The 17883-nt window shown below is 53.6% G+C and carries 20 protein-coding genes; 10 read left to right on the forward strand and 10 right to left on the reverse strand.

Features of this window, described 5'->3' with window-relative positions:
- Window positions 1-129 precede the first annotated feature (129 nt).
- Complete coding sequence (locus ACR0L3_RS17110; RefSeq protein WP_058283652.1) at window positions 130-333, forward strand: hypothetical protein; 204 nt, start codon at window positions 130-132, stop codon at window positions 331-333.
- 378 nt (window positions 334-711) lie between these two features.
- Here ACR0L3_RS17110 and ACR0L3_RS17115 read toward each other — a convergent pair whose 3' ends face one another.
- Both ACR0L3_RS17115 and ACR0L3_RS17120 read right to left on the reverse strand, forming a co-directional pair.
- Entirely contained in the window at window positions 712-2010 is a 1299-nt protein-coding gene (locus ACR0L3_RS17115) for a nucleotide disphospho-sugar-binding domain-containing protein (RefSeq protein WP_480746957.1), read from the reverse strand.
- Between the two features lie 4 nt (window positions 2011-2014).
- Complete coding sequence (locus tag ACR0L3_RS17120) at window positions 2015-3133, reverse strand: GntR family transcriptional regulator (RefSeq protein ID WP_480746958.1); 1119 nt, start codon at window positions 3131-3133, stop codon at window positions 2015-2017.
- Here ACR0L3_RS17120 and ACR0L3_RS17125 point away from each other — a divergent pair.
- The 8 genes from ACR0L3_RS17125 (at window position 3117) to ACR0L3_RS17160 (ending at window position 10526) form a co-directional block, all read left to right on the forward strand.
- The gene (locus ACR0L3_RS17125; RefSeq protein ID WP_480746959.1) at window positions 3117-4187 is read left to right on the forward strand and encodes a polyamine ABC transporter substrate-binding protein; all 1071 of its coding nucleotides are present in this window, start codon (window positions 3117-3119) and stop codon (window positions 4185-4187) included. The two genes, ACR0L3_RS17120 and ACR0L3_RS17125, sit on opposite strands and share 17 nt — an antisense overlap.
- 78 nt (window positions 4188-4265) lie before the next feature.
- On the forward strand, window positions 4266-5120 hold the full coding sequence (locus ACR0L3_RS17130) for an ABC transporter permease (RefSeq protein WP_480746960.1): 855 nt from the start codon (window positions 4266-4268) through the stop codon (window positions 5118-5120).
- The gene (locus ACR0L3_RS17135; RefSeq protein ID WP_170666106.1) at window positions 5120-5902 is read left to right on the forward strand and encodes an ABC transporter permease; all 783 of its coding nucleotides are present in this window, start codon (window positions 5120-5122) and stop codon (window positions 5900-5902) included. The genes ACR0L3_RS17130 and ACR0L3_RS17135 overlap by 1 nt, the downstream gene beginning before the upstream one ends.
- On the forward strand, window positions 5899-6960 hold the full coding sequence (locus ACR0L3_RS17140) for an ABC transporter ATP-binding protein (RefSeq protein WP_480746961.1): 1062 nt from the start codon (window positions 5899-5901) through the stop codon (window positions 6958-6960). The genes ACR0L3_RS17135 and ACR0L3_RS17140 overlap by 4 nt, the downstream gene beginning before the upstream one ends.
- Before the next feature lie 24 nt (window positions 6961-6984).
- Window positions 6985-8271 carry a nucleotide disphospho-sugar-binding domain-containing protein gene (locus ACR0L3_RS17145; RefSeq protein ID WP_480746962.1) on the forward strand — a complete coding sequence of 429 codons (1287 nt, stop codon included), beginning with the start codon at window positions 6985-6987 and terminating at the stop codon, window positions 8269-8271.
- Window positions 8268-8633, forward strand: coding sequence for a cupin domain-containing protein (locus ACR0L3_RS17150; protein WP_480746963.1), 366 nt, complete (start codon window positions 8268-8270; stop codon window positions 8631-8633). The genes ACR0L3_RS17145 and ACR0L3_RS17150 overlap by 4 nt, the downstream gene beginning before the upstream one ends.
- Entirely contained in the window at window positions 8630-8974 is a 345-nt protein-coding gene (locus ACR0L3_RS17155) for a cupin domain-containing protein (RefSeq protein ID WP_010442245.1), read from the forward strand. Before ACR0L3_RS17150 ends, ACR0L3_RS17155 begins: the two co-directional genes overlap by 4 nt.
- Before the next feature lie 34 nt (window positions 8975-9008).
- Window positions 9009-10526: an aldehyde dehydrogenase family protein gene (locus ACR0L3_RS17160; RefSeq protein WP_480746965.1), complete on the forward strand. Its 1518-nt coding sequence runs from the start codon at window positions 9009-9011 to the stop codon at window positions 10524-10526.
- A 110-nt stretch (window positions 10527-10636) separates the two neighbouring features.
- Here the strand turns inward: ACR0L3_RS17160 and ACR0L3_RS17165 are convergent, their stop codons facing one another.
- Window positions 10637-10723, reverse strand: a complete 87-nt coding sequence (locus ACR0L3_RS17165; protein ID WP_480746994.1) for a winged helix-turn-helix domain-containing protein — start codon at window positions 10721-10723, stop codon at window positions 10637-10639.
- A gap of 414 nt (window positions 10724-11137) precedes the next feature.
- On the opposite strand from ACR0L3_RS17165, the gene ACR0L3_RS17170 reads away from it, so the two are divergent.
- Window positions 11138-11557 (forward strand): DUF3010 family protein, encoded by a 420-nt coding sequence (locus ACR0L3_RS17170; protein WP_480746966.1) that lies wholly within the window; start codon window positions 11138-11140, stop codon window positions 11555-11557.
- A 238-nt stretch (window positions 11558-11795) separates the two neighbouring features.
- Here ACR0L3_RS17170 and ACR0L3_RS17175 read toward each other — a convergent pair whose 3' ends face one another.
- From ACR0L3_RS17175 to ACR0L3_RS17205, 7 genes are all read right to left on the reverse strand, one after another.
- Window positions 11796-12524: a gamma-glutamylcyclotransferase gene (locus ACR0L3_RS17175; RefSeq protein WP_480746967.1), complete on the reverse strand. Its 729-nt coding sequence runs from the start codon at window positions 12522-12524 to the stop codon at window positions 11796-11798.
- 207 nt (window positions 12525-12731) lie between these two features.
- The gene (locus tag ACR0L3_RS17180) at window positions 12732-13007 is read right to left on the reverse strand and encodes a hypothetical protein (RefSeq protein ID WP_480746968.1); all 276 of its coding nucleotides are present in this window, start codon (window positions 13005-13007) and stop codon (window positions 12732-12734) included.
- Window positions 13008-13009: 2 nt separating this feature from the next.
- Window positions 13010-13387: a hypothetical protein gene (locus tag ACR0L3_RS17185; RefSeq protein WP_480746969.1), complete on the reverse strand. Its 378-nt coding sequence runs from the start codon at window positions 13385-13387 to the stop codon at window positions 13010-13012.
- A gap of 370 nt (window positions 13388-13757) precedes the next feature.
- The gene (locus ACR0L3_RS17190) at window positions 13758-14549 is read right to left on the reverse strand and encodes a DUF3299 domain-containing protein (protein ID WP_480746970.1); all 792 of its coding nucleotides are present in this window, start codon (window positions 14547-14549) and stop codon (window positions 13758-13760) included.
- Window positions 14550-14692: 143 nt separating this feature from the next.
- The gene (locus ACR0L3_RS17195) at window positions 14693-15520 is read right to left on the reverse strand and encodes a hypothetical protein (protein ID WP_480746971.1); all 828 of its coding nucleotides are present in this window, start codon (window positions 15518-15520) and stop codon (window positions 14693-14695) included.
- 67 nt (window positions 15521-15587) lie between these two features.
- Window positions 15588-16019 (reverse strand): putative quinol monooxygenase, encoded by a 432-nt coding sequence (locus ACR0L3_RS17200; protein ID WP_480746972.1) that lies wholly within the window; start codon window positions 16017-16019, stop codon window positions 15588-15590.
- A gap of 59 nt (window positions 16020-16078) precedes the next feature.
- On the reverse strand, window positions 16079-17821 hold the full coding sequence (locus ACR0L3_RS17205; protein ID WP_480746973.1) for an amidohydrolase: 1743 nt from the start codon (window positions 17819-17821) through the stop codon (window positions 16079-16081).
- Between the last annotated feature and the right edge of the window lie 62 nt (window positions 17822-17883).

Genomic DNA, 17883 nt, shown 5'->3' on the forward strand with positions numbered 1-17883 from the left:
GGGAGAGGGTTGGGACGCCCGGGACCCATGTTGGGCTAAATTAATACCCGAAAACGCTTTCGGGCCATTGTCTATCTAACCGGATCAGCCGTTTTAAAAATGGCGTCAAGATACGAAAGGCAAAATTTCATGGACGCACCAGTTATCCAGTTGATTTTTATGCTCATCTTGCTGGTTGTCGTGATCTGGCTTTATATCCTGCCGATCACGATGGCAGGGCGGCGCAACCGGTCTGGTTTGATCTGGTTCCTGATCGGTCTGGTTGGATCACCCCTTTTGGCTATTCTTTTGCTGCTGGCTCTGGGTGATGCACCCGAACAACCAACAACCTAATTTTGGGACGATACCATCTGACACTCAAAAGGGCTTAACCGGAGGGTATCTGGACGCTCGTGAGCCATAACGTCCTGCTCAGCATGCAATAAGGGTGCCAATTGAGACACTATACTTCCGGAAGTGAAGACAACTAATCCTTCTCACTCTCCACAACCGTGTACTGTAAACCCAAGGTCGGCCGATTTGATTGGAGAACCACAGACCGCTTTGTCCGCCAAACCGACCTTGGACGCCATCGAGAGGCCTGCAAGCCCAACTGAAAGTGTCAGATGACGGCTTAGAGCCCAAACCGACACTTTAGGTTCAGTGATTTAGAGGTCATTGCGATGCACCCTTCCATCCTTCATGATAAAACGGATGACCGACGGGAATAACCTAGACTCGGTTAGGATTTACACAATCCAGAATTTTCTGAGCAGCTAACTGAACCGAATTTCTCAACTGCATGATCTCTGAGTTCGCAGCCAGCCGGGCCTTCATCTCCGCGTCCCCAAGTAGTTGGTTAATCGTATTATCCAACTGCTCCGGTGTCCAATCCCATCGATTTACCCTGAGTCCGACACTGGTCTCAACTGCCCGCTGGGCGTTATCGTGTCCGTCCCAGCAATAGGGAAGGATCAGCGACGGGACCCCGAAATACAGCGCTTCGCAAAAGCTGTTGTTGCCGCCGTGGTGAATAAACAGATCGCATTGTTCAACCACGGAAGGCTGCGGGAACCATTCCTGCAGATGAACATTGTCTGGGACTCTGGAATAGGCATCGATTTGGGCCCCGACATTGACTAGAAACCTCATGTCCATTGTCTTGAATACGTCGAACAGGCTCTCAAAGAATGGGACATCCATGGCACCCAGACTACCAAAACTCACGTACACCAGAGGCCCGTCGTTACGGGGCATTTGAGGTACACGGTAAGGACCTTCCTGGCGAACGCAGCCTTCGAGAAAGGTGAATTGTCCAGAGTCCAGCACCTGATCACGATCATGGCGAATGATAGATGGCGCTAAAAGAAGGTTTTGATGCGGTGATGTTTCTAGGAACTCACCTTCAGGCAATAGCTCAAGCCCCTTATCCTGGCGAAATTTGTTGTAGCGAGCATGAATTGGGCCAAGTGTCTCCAGGTACTGGTCTCGGAATGCCGCACACCCGGCAGCGTCAGATGCCGGCAGACCGGACAGGTACGGCGGTAGGCAGTTGTCTGGCAACTCGGTTTCCGCGCAAGAAATAACCCTGACCCATGGGCACTCGGATCGTACGATGGCCGGGAACATGATGACGTTGTCGAGGACGACGACATCTGGGTTGATCCGCTCTAGCGCCGTTTCCAACCCCTGTTCGACCGATTCCGCGGTCTCGACGATTGCGTTCCAAACGGGCTCTACATAGGTGGTCAGTTGGTCAGTTGGATGCATGTTAAAATGCGGCAGATGATGGCTCAGGAATTCTTGCCAGTAGGTCTGAGTTTCCTCTTCTGTCAACTCTGACTGAACAGGGATGGCGAACTCGTCAAAACCGTAATCTGCGAATACGCCACCAAAGCCACCGTGGGTCAGGAAAACGGGGTGTGCACCCATTGCGCGAAGTTCCTGAGCGATCCCCACACAATTCAGTGCAGCCCCAAAACTAGCTTCGGGGAAAAAAGCGATTACGGGTGCTTCCTTGCGGTTCATCATTCACTCACCGGATTGACCCGCGGGTTGCTTGGACTAGCGCCGGAGCACCACGATTGGCGACGCTGGGCCTTTGGTGCATTGAAAGCCGCAAGTGCACCCTCATCTGATCCGCCGCAAGATCGAAATGATCCTGTTCGATGAAATCAAGTATACGCAGATGTTCATCGAGCGCCTGCCTCATCCGAAAGTCTATCATACCGAATGATCCGCCTGGCAGGTGGCGCAACCCATGATGGGCCATGAGAGCAGAAGCAAGATACTGGTTTCCGGACGATCGAGCGATGAGCTTGTGAAAGGCAAGATCCGCGTCTTGGAAATCCAGGCTATTGAAAGAGTTTTCCGACTGCGCCAGAAGCGCTTCGGTCTGGCTGCGGACCAGATCGGCGCGCTTGGTGTCCACCTTGAAACCGTCGGACAGAATGGCCTGCGGTTCCAGTATCAGACGAAATTCATAGCTCTCTATTCGTCCGGAGCGGTCTCCCGGCATGCGCGTGAAAACCCAGGATTGACCTTCGGCTTTCTGAATTACGCCTTGGGCCAGCAGGGCTTCGAGTGCACGCTGTGCAGCGCTGCGGGAAACCGAGTATCTGCGGATCAGGTCTGTGACATTGATGGCGCCGTCCAGGCGTCGGGCGCCGCGATCTCGTAGGATGGCACCTGCGAGATCCACACCTGCTCCGACCGCATGCTGGTTGAGTATCGAATGCCCCTTTTCGGGTTCGCATTCTAGGACGAACCCGCCTTCTGCCGCTTTGCGTGCCATCCCCTCCTTTTCCAGCAGCCTCAATGCGGATCTAACCGGAGTGCGAGAGACACTGCACGAATCAGCAAGGGTTTTTTCCACCAGTCTGTCGCCCTGATGCAAATCGAGATCCATCGCAACATCCAGTATTTTTTGTGCAAGTTTCAAGTATTTGCTTTGCGGCATAAGAAGGCGGCTTTCGTCATACCCAGTTAATATACAATAAAAACGGTATCTTAAATGGCTTCTCCGGGCCATACAAAAATGATTCAAAAAATTGTTGAGTTTTATTTCATCAAAAAATACCGTGATTGCATCATATATCTCGCCCCAGAAGCGAGCGCGAATGTCAAGGGAGGAAGACATGACCAACAAGTTCACCAATTCGTTCCGTATGCCATTTGCTTGGCTCACCGCCGGGGCGGCCTGCTCACTCAGCGTATTCGCCGGAGCGGCCCAAGCAGAAAAAATCGTTATCTCGAACTGGGACGGTTACATGCCGCCGGACCTGCTGGAGAATTTCACCAAGGAAACCGGTATCGATGCCGAGCTCTCTGTGCATGGCACTAACGAAGAAATCATGGGCAAAGTCGTAGCCGGTGGAGGCAAGGGTTACGACGTTCTTTTCGTCTCTTCGCCTTTTGCCGAGGCGTTAAACAACCTGGGGTTGGTGGCCGCAATCGACCACGACAAGGTTCCGAATGCCTCTAACCTGTATGACGAAGCTAAAGAACTAGCCCATGATCCGGGCAACAACTATTCAATGCCATACGCTTGGGGTACGACGGGCTTATGCTACCGGTCAGACCTGATGGCAGAGCCAACTTCGTGGAACGATCTGCTCAAACCCTCTGACGAACTTAAAGGCAAAGTGACAATGCTCTCGACGGATCGCTGGCTAATGGGGGCTGCTGCGCTAACCCTCGGAAAGTCGCTGAACGATACGTCGGATGAGACGTTGGCGGCTGCAAAGGACCTGCTGGTTGCGGCGAAGCAGGATCTGCTGGCCTACGACGACGCAACTTTTTATCAGAAGTTGGTATCAGGCGAGGCAACGATGGTTCACGCCTGGGATGGCTGGTGCAACTACGGCATCGGTGAAAACGCGGACATCAAGTACACGATACCCTCAGAAGGATCAGATCTGTGGGTAGATGCGCTAGTCATCGCGGATGCATCTGAAAACAAAGATGCGGCGCACGCCTTTGTGAACTATGTCTTGGGCGCGGACGTCGGTGTCTGGGTTGCGAGCAATATCCTTTACAAAACGCCGAACAAGGCTGCGATGGAGGCACTGGACCCGTCCTTGATCGAAACCTTCCCGAACATGGGAATGTCGCCTGCAGACCTTACCAAGTACGAGCAGTTGCGCGATCTCGGCAATGGCCAGAAACCCTTTGCACGGACCGTGACCGAAATCATGGCCGCACAGTAAGTGATCAAGCCCTGAGCAAAACCCGACCCGAACAAAGGGTCGGGCCTGTACGACATCACTCTACAGATTGCCAAGTATATGACCAATCGACTGAAATCGGTGATCTTGCTGGGGCCGGGCCTAGGCTGGCTTGCGCTTCTTATGGTGGTGCCGTGTGGTCTTATTTTTACCTATGCGTTCTTTGAACGCGGTATCTATGGCGGCATCGACCACGTCGTTACGTTTGAAAATTTTGTGCGGGCCGCCGATCCTCTTTACCTCGGGATCTTCTTACGCTCGGCCAAGATCGCATTTCTGGCCACGATAATCGCGATCCTGATCGCCTATCCGGCGGCCTATGCCATCACGCTGGCGTCGCGCCGTTGGCAGACCGGTTTGCTGATCTTGGTGATCCTGCCGTTCTGGTCCAACTACCTAATCCGCACTTACGCCTGGATCGTGATGCTTAACCGCGAGGGCTTGATCAACAATACTCTCCAGGGGGCAGGCTTGATCGATGAGCCGCTGTCTCTGCTTTATAACAATTTCGCGGTGATCGTTGGGCTTGTCTACAACTACACCCCGTTTGTGGTTCTGGCGATCTACTCGTCGCTTAACCGCATAAATGTCGAAACTATAGAAGCCTCGGAAGATCTTGGAGCGCCCGCTTGGACCACTTTCTACCGGGTGATACTGCCACAGACTGTTCCCGGCATTGCGGCAGGTGGTGTCTTTGTTTTTGTATTGTCGATCGGCAATTTCATTACGCCCGATTTGCTTGGAGGCGGGCGACTTCAGATGGTTGGAAACCTGATCTATGACCAGTTCCTGAGCGCCCGCGACTGGCCGTTCGGAGCAACGCTGTCGATGTTCCTGATTGCGATTATGATGGGGCTTTTGTTCGCGCAGGCGGTATTGACCAATCGCGCAGCGGGACAAAGAGAGCAGGACTGATGCGGGACCGATCCAACATGGGCCTGAAGCTGCACCTGGTTTTGTTTTACACCTTTCTCTATGTGCCGATCCTTGTGCTCATGGCGTTAAGCTTTAACCGGGCCGGACTTCCAACAGTATGGACCGGGTTTTCGTTGGAATGGTACGGCAAGTTGTTTACCGCGGATCCAATACTGTCGGCGGCGCGCAACACGCTAATCGTGGCCTTAATCTCGACCGTTCTGGCGACAATAATCGGCACGCTTTTGGCGGTCGGTGTCGAGACACGGCGTAATTCTTCAGTTCTAGACGCGGTTCTGTTCGCACCGATGATCATCCCCGACATAGTTCTGGCCATCGCGCTCTTGTCCTTTTTCACCCTACTCAACATGACGCTGGGGCTTCATTCGATCATCCTCAGCCATGTCGTCTTTAACATAGCCTTTGTTGTCGCCGTGGTGCGTACGCGGATGCGCAATTTCGACCATTCGATACTTGAGGCCAGTGCCGACCTTGGGGCCAGCGAATTCACCACCTTTCGCCGCATCCTGCTACCCGCCATCGCGCCGGGGGTTATCGCCGGGGCGCTGTTATCTTTCACCCTGTCTGTGGACGAATTCATTATTGCCTTCTTTACCGCCGGTGCTGGGCAATCCTCGACCACGTTGCCGATGCAGATTTACGCAATGATCCGATTTGGCGTCACGCCGGAAATCAATGCGATGGCTACCATCGTCATGTTCGTTTCATTCACGCTGGTCTTCTTCGCACAGCGTACCGACAAAGAGGTTTTCAGCCGATGAACCAAGGCGTTCAACTCAGGAATATAACCAAGCGATACGGTTTGGTGACCGCGATCGACAATGTTTCACTAGATATTCGCGATAACGAGTTCTTTGCACTTTTGGGCCCATCGGGCTGCGGCAAGACCACACTATTGCGGACGCTGGCGGGATTCGAAACGCCACAGGAAGGACAGGTAATCGTTGCCGGGCAGAACGTGACAAACATACGTCCCAGCAGGCGGCCCCTGAACCTGATGTTCCAATCCTATGCCTTGTTTCCGCACATGAGCGTCGAAAAAAACATCGCCTATGGGTTAGAAATGGAGAAATTGCCTAAGGACGAAATTGCCACGAGAGTGGCCGAGGTTCTGGAAAGTGCGAAGCTTTCGGGATTTGCCGGGCGCAAGCCGGATCAGCTTTCTGGTGGGCAGCGACAGCGGGTTGCTTTGGCGCGCGCGCTGGTCAAAAGGCCAAAAGTCCTGTTGCTGGATGAGCCCCTTTCAGCTCTGGACAAGAAACTACGAGAAGAGATGCAGCTGGAGCTCAAACGGTTGCAACACGAGGTGGGGATTACATTTCTAATTGTGACCCATGACCAGGAAGAGGCCTTGGTCATGGCCGACCGGATCGCGGTCTTGCATGATGGTAAGCTGGCGCAGGTTGGTACTCCTCACGAGCTCTACGAACACCCCGGATCGCGCTTTGTTGCAGATTTTATCGGCGTGATGAACTTTCTGGATGGTAACGCCGTCGACGGCGGTGTCGATGTCCACGGGGCGGGAATGCTGAGGGGCGTTTCCGAGCTGCGCGGTGCTGCCACTATTGCTGTGCGCCCGGAGCGGGTCAGCCTGATGCAGACCGCCCCTCAAGATGGGCGCAACTGCCTTCCCGGCACTGTCGAAGAAGTCGCCTATCACGGATCAGACCTGGGTGTGCATGTGCGCGTTCGCGGTGGGAGGAGCACCCTTTCCGCCCGCGTTCCCGCCAGCCAAGCCGACCGTGAAAATATCCAGCCGGGTCAGGATGTCCACTGCGTATGGGACGCGAAACATTCCCGCATCCTTCCCAACTGCTAAGCCAAATCTAACCGGAGACCTACAATGTCACAGAAAACCATCGCCTTCTTCCCCGAAGCTGCCTTTGGCCCTGCGCTGAATTCGGTTGGCATCGCGCAGGCCTGCGAGAAACTGGGTCATAAGGCTGTATTTCTAAGCGATCCCGGCTTTGTCGAGGTATATGAAGGTTATGGGTTTGAGGCGCATCCTGTTGCCCTGTCCGAGCCGATGGAACCCGAGGCGATGGCAAAGTTCTGGGAGGATTTCATCAACGGTCACATCCCAAATTTTCGCAAAGCCCCGATTGACCAGATCGATAACTACGTCAAGGATTGCTGGGAGGCGATCGTCGACAGCGCGAAATGGGCGCAAAAAGATCTGCCCGAGGTATTGGCAAAAATCAAACCAGATATGATCTGCGTGGATAATGTCATTATGTTCCCAGCCATCAAGCAGTTCGGCGTACCGTGGGTGCGGATCATCTCATGTTCCGAAAACGAAATCCCGGACCCGATTGTGCCGCCGCACTTATCGGGCTGCCGGGTGGATGACCGCGAGGGCATGGAGGCCTATGAGGCAAAGTTCCACGATGTGATCAAGCCGATCCACGACGACTACAATGCGTTCCTAGCCAGATGCAACGAAGACGCCTATCCGATTGGAGAGTTTTTCGAAGCGTCGCCCACAATGAACCTTCTGCTTTATCCCGAGCCGGCAAAGTACGAACGGCAGAACCCACTGGACCCAAACCGGTTTCAGTATCTTGAAGGTTGCGTGCGCGAAGAAGAACCGTTTGAGGTGCCATCGTTTAAGTCCAACAATGACAAACCACTTCTCTATGTATCTTTCGGGTCGCTTGGCGCAGGCGACACCGACCTGCTAAAGAGGATCATTTCGACCATTTCCAGGTTGCCCTACCGGGCGCTCGTAAATGTCGGGGATTACATTGACGAATACACAGACATTCCCGACAACGTGCACATACAGAGCTGGTATCCCCAGCCTTCGGTAATTCCGCAGGTTGACGCGGTGATACATCATGGCGGTAACAACTCGTTCACCGAGTGCCTATATTTCGGCAAAGCAGCAATCATTATGCCCTATGTCTGGGACGGCCACGATAACGCCACCCGTGTTCAGGAAACCGGCCACGGGTTCGGGCTTCACCGATACGACTGGACCGATGATGAATTGGCTATTGCCCTCGACAAATGTATCAACGATCCAAGAATGCAGGCGAAGATGGCGGCAACCTCTGCTCACATGCAGTCACGGCATGGCCCGACCAAGGCAGCTGGTATTCTCGACGAATTCCTGAAAGCCGCGGAATGAGCAGCGCCCCGCATCTTTCGGAAATTTCGACCCGCACCGACCTCACGGACTGGGGGCTACAGCCGGACATGATTGAAGGCCAGTCGCGTTCATCGGGTATGCTGGTTCACAAGGGTCCTGACAACCGGCCGGAGATCGGCGCATGGGTCTGTACTCCAGGCCGCTGGCGCCTAACGATACCGCGTGACGAGTTCTGCTATTTTGTGCAGGGCCGCGCGGTCTATCGGTCGGATGCAGGCGAAAGCATCGAAGTTACGCCCGGAACGGCCGTACTATTCCCCGCCGGTTGGGTAGGGGAATGCACGGTCGAGGAAACATTGCGCAACACCTACTACCTAACGGATCGCGAACCTGAAACATGACCACGCCACGTATGCAAAACCCGCTCCAGCAGACTGATCTTGTCGATTGGGGGGTAATCCCGACGATGATTGAAGGGCAATCCCGCACCTCGGGAAAGCTGATCCACAAGGGGCCTGACGGCCAGTCCGAATGCGGCCTTTGGGTCTGCACTCCCGGTAAGTGGGAATGTCACGTCACCAAGGACGAGTTCTGCCACTTTCTGGAGGGCCGCTGTACCTATGTCCATGAAAGCGGAGAGGTAATTGAGATTACGCCCGATACGGCGGCCTTTTTTCCGCAGGACTGGAAAGGCGTTTGCACTGTCCACGAGACGGTCAAGAAAGTGTACATGATCCGCTAACGGCGCAATGCCTGTCAAACAAGGGGGCTGCCCAATGCGTGACCCGTTCAAATCTACCTACTACCTCAACCCCAAGCATGTGCCATTGGAGGGTGGTGGGACCACTCTGATCAACCCGTCTACCTTGCAGCCCGTCGGGGTTTTTGGTGAGCCGGCGCCGCAGATCGTGAACCAGGTCCTGGACCGGGTCAATGCGGCGCAAAGGAGGTGGTCTGCGATGGACTGCAAATCTCGCGCGCGGGTATTGCACCAGATCGCCAACGACATCGAAAGCGGCGACATGACTGAGATCGCCCGCTTGATGACATTGGAAACGGGCAAACCTTACCCTGAATCGATCGGCGAGATTGCAAACATCCCGCCGGTTTTCCGCTACTATGCCGAGATGGCGCGCAATGACGCGGGCAAGATCGCCGGCACGATGCAAACTGGATCTTTTCAGTATCAGACATACGAGCCCTACGGCGTGTCCGTGCATGTGGTTCCGTACAATTTCCCCCTCATTCTTGGCTGCTGGTCGATGGCCGCATCACTTGCGGCAGGTAACGGTGTAGTGTTGAAAGCCTCACCCGCAGGAACTTTGTGCACGATGGCGTTCATGGAGTTTTTTCGGGCGTTGCCCCAAGACCTGATTGCTTGCCTGCCGGGCGGTGCAGACGTGGGCAAACAGCTGATTGCCAGCCCCAAAACCCATGTGGTCGCTTTTACAGGGTCCGTGCCGACAGGTCGTGCAGTCGCAGTGGCCGCAGCGGAGAACCTGAAACCCGCAGTGATCGAGGCTGGGGGAAGCGATCCACTGATCGTCAGTAAACACGCCGACATCGCGGTCGCTGCTGCCGGTGCGGTTACCGCTGCATTTTTGCAGTCGGGTCAGGTTTGCACATCGTCTGAACGGATTTTTGTAGTGGATGACGTGTACGACGGTTTTGTCGATGAATTCGTGACCCGAACCCGGAAACTGCGCATCGGCGACGGAATGGGGGTGGCGGAAATCGGACCTTTGGCCTCCAAGGAGGCACGCGACAAGGTCGAGCGTCTGGTGCGCGATGCAACCGAGAAAGGCGCGGTGGTTGAGGTAGGAGGCGGTACCCCGGATCACGCCGGGCCGGGTTGGTTTTTCGAACCAACGATCCTGACCGGCGTGACGTCGGACATGGCGCTAACTCAGGAAGAGGTTTTTGGGCCAGTCGCCTCGGTCATTCGAGTTAGCGACTTTGACCAAGCGCTTGAACTGGCAAACGCGTCACAATTCGGTCTTGGCGGATGCCTGTTTACCGGCGACTTGGACGAGGCATTTCAAGGGGTGAACAAGCTACAGGTGGGGATGGTCTGGGTCAACAACCCGCTCGTGGACAACGATGCCTTGCCTTTTGGCGGCGTCAAGAATTCTGGGCTTGGGCGCACGCTAGGCCTTCAAGGCCTCGAGGCTTTCAGACGACCCAAGATGGTCGTGATTGATCCAAAGGCGAAGGAGGCGGAATGGTGGTATCCATATCCCGACGACTGGTTCTATTCAGATGACGTACAGGGCGGGAGAAAGCACACCGGCTAGCGCCAGGTCGATTTCGGTTCGTGAACTGCGTCCTTGGTAAACAATCGGATCGTTGGCCAATCACTGACTGAATGTGCAGGCCAACTTGGTTTTGCTGACAGCGATCAAGTTTACTTTGGATCGTACAAGTATCCAATTCCGCGAACGGTTCTGATGATTTCCGGCTTTTCGGGATTAGTTTCTAACTTTCGACGCAGGCAGTTTTTTTATTTGGCCGCAAGTCTGAGTGTAGAGCTGGAGGCAGCATTTGATTACACCGCCGACAACAAAAGCGGACATTGATTAAGCGGCACCCAAGGGCAGCTTCGTCCGCGGAGCAGAAGTTCGATGTGAGCTGAGTGAATGTCCGCTTTGTTAAGATAAGCAAGATCAAAACTCAAAATTTAGAAATTCCTTTCGGCGCCTACGGACAACCTCACAGAGAGACTTGGCTGGACTTTTTGGGCTCTTAGGCGCGGCATGACCGCCTTCTACCGTCTTGTCTTATGCCAGCATTGTGGATCTGAATGACTAAGCTTGTTGACTGTGATAGGGCGCGGACACCGGTATAGGTGGCATATATTCTGGTTCGAAAAATGTTAGTGAGGAACTGTCACACAAAGGAATGACATATGAGAGTATGCGGTTGCGAGATATCGGCACAGGAGGTTCGGCTTGCCGTTGTCGACCTGGATGACGAGGGCAAGGTGGAGATGCTCCGACCGAAAACCACAAGGATTGAACTCGAGGATGACACATCCGAGGCAGATCTGCGTTCATTCATGGCCGCGCTTGATGAGTTTGCTCGCGAAAACGAGGTTGGAACATTTGCGATCAAAACGCGCGCAAAGAAAGGCCGTATGGCAGGCGGAGCGGTCTCTTTCAAAATCGAGACTCTGATCCAACTCACAGAAGGATGTCACACTAGGTTCGTCAATCCGGTGGCTTTGTCCAATTTCGCCAAGAAGGAAGTGAAAGAGTATCCCGAGAAGCTGCCGGTCTATTTAAAGAACGCCTTTCTTTCTGGTGCTTATACATTGGCCAAGGGCTGATGTCAGATCTTGGCTGGGCGTTCGGGGGTATTGCGGTTTGTAATGCTACCAATCGGAATACAGAGATTGTCACCCATGTGTCACCCAGGCTTGAAACCTTGTCCTGTCTGATCTTGCTTAGTGGATTGATCTAAAACAGATAATGTAGATCGCGCACCAAACTACAGATGGACGTGATGTTTTCGTGTCGCTTAAGAGTTTCTGTCCTGACGCACGGCAATTGGCACGCTAGGCCAAGCTACTTTCGATACGTGCAAGCCAAATCATGCAGCTGTTTTACGCCATCGTCGCGGATGCCCAACTCATTCAGGTGCGTGACTAATGACTGGAGGTAGTCGAAATTGGGTCCAAGTCCGCCTTCCGCGACAGCGATCATCCGAGCTGACTCGTCGATTGATAAATGCGGCGCATAGCGGCGGTTCGTCTGGTCCATGACGAATGCTAGCGCGTCTACTGGTCCTTGCGGGGTTACAACTTCTAGAAACACAGGGCGGTAAGCGCCCGCGAACATTTCTCTGTGCCACATGAACTTGGTTTCGCGGTCCACCAAATCCGCTGCTATCCGGAAGACAACGCCATCACATTGCCCACCTTGATCAAGAGCAGCCATAAGCCCGGGGCGATCATGACTGCCGCGCCCGCCTTCCAGAAGCATGCAAAAACTGCGACGCCATCCAGATAAAACGCCACGCCGATATTCTTCGACATAAACGGCTGGGTCCCATATCAAAGAGCCATAGGCGAAAACCCAAAGGTCCTGATCCCATCGACCAGCTAGCACAGTTTTGCGATTGGCTTCCCGGTCGTCGTGGTCCATGCGCCATCCTGCAGGCCAGCCCTCATCCTCGGCTTGCTTGTCCAATTCAGCGAACCGTTCAAGACCGAAGCGCATCTCCGAAGTGTCCGGTGGAGTGATCAGGGCGCGAAGGGCAGGAGTGTGTTTAAAGACACGTTCGGGAAAAGGCATAAAGAGGTCTTGTTGAATGTTGGCCGCGTGACCACCGTAGAATGCTTTGAAGAGCGCCGTCGACGAAAAAGCGTGTCGACGCACTCCGAATGCACATGTGCCTCATTGCGAACAAGGGCGCGCCAGGGCCGCCAGAATGCTTGTTTTGTGGGGGTGATGTCATCAAATGGCGGGATGCACCCCAGCGGCAATCTCAGCGCGTGTGCATCACCAAAGCGTTCGTGATTGCCAGCGTCCGTCGATTAGCCAGAAAATGCACAGTGTCATCAGATCGAATGCATCTGAAGTCATGACACGTATCCTGCGAACGCGTGGATCGATTGTTTTGGCAAGACCGACCGCAGCTTCAAGTGTTGGAATTGTTCGTCCTGACGACACAAACGAAACACTGTGATCCGGCTTGCTGTGGTATGTCTCGTCGACAACACAGAATTCGCCATCCACCATACCAGAAAGTATAAACCGTTCTTTTTGTTCCGTCATGGTCAGTGCCTCCTTCCAACGACCGTTTCGAGTTTCACGCGCAGGTCCGCTCGCTCCTGATCAGATAGCCTCGTGAAATCGTACGCTTGCGGTGTTTCTTTCTGCTCGATCTCCACCGTCTGCCCCTCTTTCCACCCGGCGCGTGTCTTCAGCCAAAAGATCGTCGCGGGCGTAGATCCCTGTTCGATCAAGCGAAATAGACGCCGCACAACTTTGGCGTTGGCCAGTTCGAGACCTGTTTCCAGTTCATCCGCATAGTGCCGCTGCAGTGTTTTCATGCCGATGCCCAGTGCCTTTGCGATGATGGTCTTGGGTGTGCCGCCTGCAACCAAAACTTCGACAATGTGCCGTTGGTCGTCCGTCGGGTCGTGCTTTGGCATTGCCATTTCCCGTGTGTCCTTTGATTGAAGAAATGAGCATCAATACCAGACTTTCACAGCCATATCTGAAAGAGGTAGTTGGTATCATAGTACGGGACCTCGAAAACCCAGAGTTTATGATAGAAGCTTACAGAAAGGTTGCGGAAGATTTTGGCGATGACCCGTCCGGCTTGAGTGCGTCAGGAAGGGCCGAGTGTTTGGAGCCTTTATTGAGTCAATAATATGTTCTTGAACGGAAACGGAGCCGAAGCAAACAACTGTGCTAACTGTAAGCGGCAAAGGAAAGTCGCGCGTTCAATGGGTTAATTTAGAACGACGTCCTAAAGCAACTGATCCTCTTGGTTTTTTTGGCGAATGTGCTACCCCGAGATCAATAAGTGAATGCTTCAACAATATGCGCGTTGAGTTTATAAATGGATTCCACGTTTGTTGCGCCGTCGTAGAACGTAACATCGCTGGTTTTGCGTTCATCTGACAGTTCACCTTCGATCCAAAATGCATCGAAAATCGATTTGAATTCGACGCCTTTCGGGTAATCAACATGAATGATCTGGTTGGGTGGCGGCGAAGGTGTATGAACGCAAGAACCTGCAACCGGGACAAACAGGAATTCGGTTACAACTCCTCCATCGATTGTCAGTGGTACTATGTACCCGGGTAGCCTGATCGTCGTACCCAGTTTTTCTAAGTTTGGACCGCGCCCGATTGAGTTGTTTTGCGCAATGACTTTTCGGCGCTCTAGCATTAGCTTTTCTACGTCGACATCGTTTGCGGACAGAACACCATTGGCCGCCTTGTATTCTTTAATTAGATCAGGATCAGTGCGCTCACTGGTACTGGATGTTCGCCAACGAACTTGCGTTCGCATAGCGTTCAACAACGGATCTGGCAGCGATTCAAATGGCGTTTCCAGAGACTTTAGCGCTGGCTTCAAATCACTCCAGCTTACCGCAACATGCTCCTGAATAGATTCATCTAACGCTTTGGAGCTTGCGGCAATGGCCAAATCAAGTAAGCGCTCAGACATGTCAAAACGCTTTGCCCCTGAAGGAGACATTTGGGTAGCAGATTCTTGCGGGCCTTGGGCAACCTCTGCCTGAGCAGCTTGATTGTGTGCGAACGCAAAAACTGTAATTACCAGAGCGATCAGGTTGCTTGTCATTTCAGAGCTCCAGTTGTTCCTCTTAGTTGCGACGAAGCCAAGTTTCGGCCAAGGTCGACTATACAAGGGATCGTTCACTCTCGCGTAATTGTTGCACCCAGTCGCTGAAAGCAGTCTCTTGAATTATGCTTCCAAAGTGCCCGTCAAAAAAAGAACGACAAACCCAGTTTAAGTTGTCTGTCCGGCCCGCCGTCAGGTTTGCGCTCTAGAGTGTAGTATCCCACACTGACATCCATAGCGGTGCCTTTGGCTTCATTGATGATGGACGTTTTTCCAGCCGTCAAACCCAATGGAATTGCCCATGCTTCGTCATTGCTTGCGGAATTCCAGTTGTACGAAACGACGTTGTTGTACCCAACGTACCAACCCTCTCCCAAACCATAGTTCAAAATAGGTTGAAGGATGGTCACGTTGAAATCGTTCTCGCCCCACATATGGGCAATGACACCACCCCACGACAAATCACCGGTTTGCCCAAACATGACAAAGGCAGGGCCAGCGCCCCAACCTGCGCCTTGCAAGGCGTCATTCGTGTGCGTTGGCAGGGAAACTTGCACGCCGTAGCCCAATGCGATTCCGCTTTCTCCCGGCGTAGGTGAATAGAATGCCTGCACAGTTGAATCGCCGATGCCCCAGGTCAAATCATCTTCTTCCGAGGGATCGACAATTCCAGGCGGCAACACGGCTCCGGGTTGGACACCTTGAATCGGCACAATTCCCCGAAGCACCAATGTGGCGTCAGTCAGTGGAACTGAATAGACGGGCTGTAGCTGAAAATTGTAGCTGTCGTCGTCATTCGTCCCGGTTCTGAAGGCGATCGTGTTGTCGGTGATTAGCGCTTTTGTGTCTGCAAGCGGGTTCGCGGCCTTCCGCGCTGCCTGACAGGCCGCGTCACAAGCTTGAACTTCATTGGGTTGAAAACTCATCAGCCCAGCGAAGACGACAGCACAAGTGCAAAGTCGGCTTTTCATCATTTGCTCCCGTGTTCCGCTTGGATTTGTCTGCAGTTTTTTCTGAACCTTCTTGGCCACCGCGCATTCATTTGGATGGCCCTTGCGCTGCGGCGGCAATTGGTTGGCCAATCTCTGCCCCAATGCTTCGGAACAGTTCCTGATGGTCATCCGTAAGCTGCGATAGGGTGACAATCTTCTCGAACTGCGCCAACTCAACCAACTGTGGAATGAAGGGCTCGATCAACGCTTCGTGCCGGGCGTGGGCAGCCACATCCACATAGCGTTCGTAGCCGTACACCGTCTCGCCAACTCGGGCGAACTCGTAAACTAAAAGCCCGTCATCGGTGGCAGATGCCTCAACCATGTCTCTGGCCAAAGCATCAAAAGCCTGCGCGTTTTCAGCCGGAACGCTCAGTATGGCGATAAAAGCAACTTCCTCTGCTTGAGCGTGAGCTTGAGTCAACATTGAAAAACTTGCAACCAGCCAAAAAGCTGTACAACGAACCAGTCGTTTCATTTTTGGCCTCCTATCCGGAGTTTGCACGAGACGGCCAAGGGCGTTGTGCGCCCCAGCAGTCAAATGCCGTCTCGATGCGTGAACCGCCCATCCATTAGCGTGCCCAACACCTTGATGTTCGAGATTTCGCGCGGTTCGACTGCGGTGATGTCCTGATCTAGAACGACGAGGTCGGCATATTTTCCCACCTCGATGGAGCCTATTTTGTCCTCCATCGCTTGCTGAGCCGCAGGATAGATCGTGACCGCTTTCAAAGACTCTTCCAATGAGGCCGGTTTTCGTGACAACGGGAACGGTTTGCTGTCCGGATTAAGCGGATCCTGCAAGGTCATCGCAATTTCAACGTTCAGGAGCGGACCGATCAGATCAATCGGCGCGGATGGCACATCCGAAGAAATCGACACGTTGTGCCCCAATGCCATCAGCGAGGAATAGCGGGCAAAAATCGCCTCAACCTTAGCGCGCCCCAACAAGTCCAACGCGTTTACATCCTGTGCTTCCCAGTCAACGTGGAAAAGTGGGGTCGTGTTCACCATGATCTCGTTTTCGATAACAGTCTCGTGGTCCTGATCAGATACCCAGAAATAGTGGTGCAAAAGGTTGTTCGGAACGTCATAGCCAGCTCCGCGCGCGGTCATGATCGCTTCCACCGTGTTGCGCACTGTTTGTGATCCATCGACGTGAGTGCCCACCGGAAGTCCGTTCTGATTGGCCTGCAGGTAGACCGAAGTTATCATTGGGCCTTCAATGGCGGCCGCACCGCGCGTCGCGGACCCATCGGCGTAATCGTCCAGCATCCAGGCAGTCTTTGAACTCCAGTTCCCTTCTGGATGGATTTTAATGCCCCAGATGCGCAGCATGTCGCTGTCGTATTGCTCGCGTAACTCGAGTGTGTGTTCCACGATTTCGTCAGCAGTGGCAGTCGGGTCCTTGAAACCAGTCGCAACAAAGGTGCGGATCGTTAGCTCACCGTTCTTTTCAAGTTCGTGTAGGTGGGCCAGTGCGAGTTTTTCGTCATCTTTCACAAGCGACAGATCGGTAACTGTCGGCATAGCCATCAGAGGCACGTGCACGGCTGTAATTCCGGTTTTGACGGCCTGATCGTAGAGGTTTTTCTGAATGTCAGGAATTTCACCTGCCGGATCCCAAGCGCCTGCATTTCTAAATGCCGCAGCCCACTGGAACTCAATGCCGATACCGGTCTGGTTGCCTTCCGCGTCACGCTGCCAGAACATAACGCCCGGCACCTGATCCTCTTCGTCAGGACTGACTTGACCCGCTTCAAACGCTTTGGAGTTCATCCAAACGTCATGAATTGTGAAGTCGAGGATAAAGGCCGGACGGTCAGAAACCACCGAATCCAGATCTTCTTTTGTGGGCCACCCGCCATAAGCCACCTGATTGAACCCATAGCCGAGGATCAACTCCTCGTCGGGGTTTGCATCGGCATATTCCTTGATGGCCGCCAAGGCCTCCTCAAGCGTTTCAATTCCAAACAAACTTACACCGCGCGACGTCCAGCCCGATGCAACGATGTGATCGTGGCCTGACACAAAGCCCGGCAGCAGGGTATCCCCGCCCAAGTCCAGAACTTCGGTGTTTTCGCCAACCAGCGCCTCTGCCCCCGCGACATCGCCAACATAGCTTATCTGGTTACCCGTGACCGCAACGGCCTGCGCGGTCGGCGCATCGTCGTTCATGGTAAGAACAGAGCCATTGGTAAAGACCAGATCGGCGGCCTGCGCATAGAGAGACGTTGATGATACCAATAGCGCAGCAATGGAAAGTGTTAGCTTTTTCATGAGGCACTCCGAGGACGTTGACAGGTTTTCTGTGTTCGAGATCGATAGTGTAACCTGAGTTC

The sequence above is a fragment of the Ruegeria sp. CK1 genome, assembly GCF_056536545.1.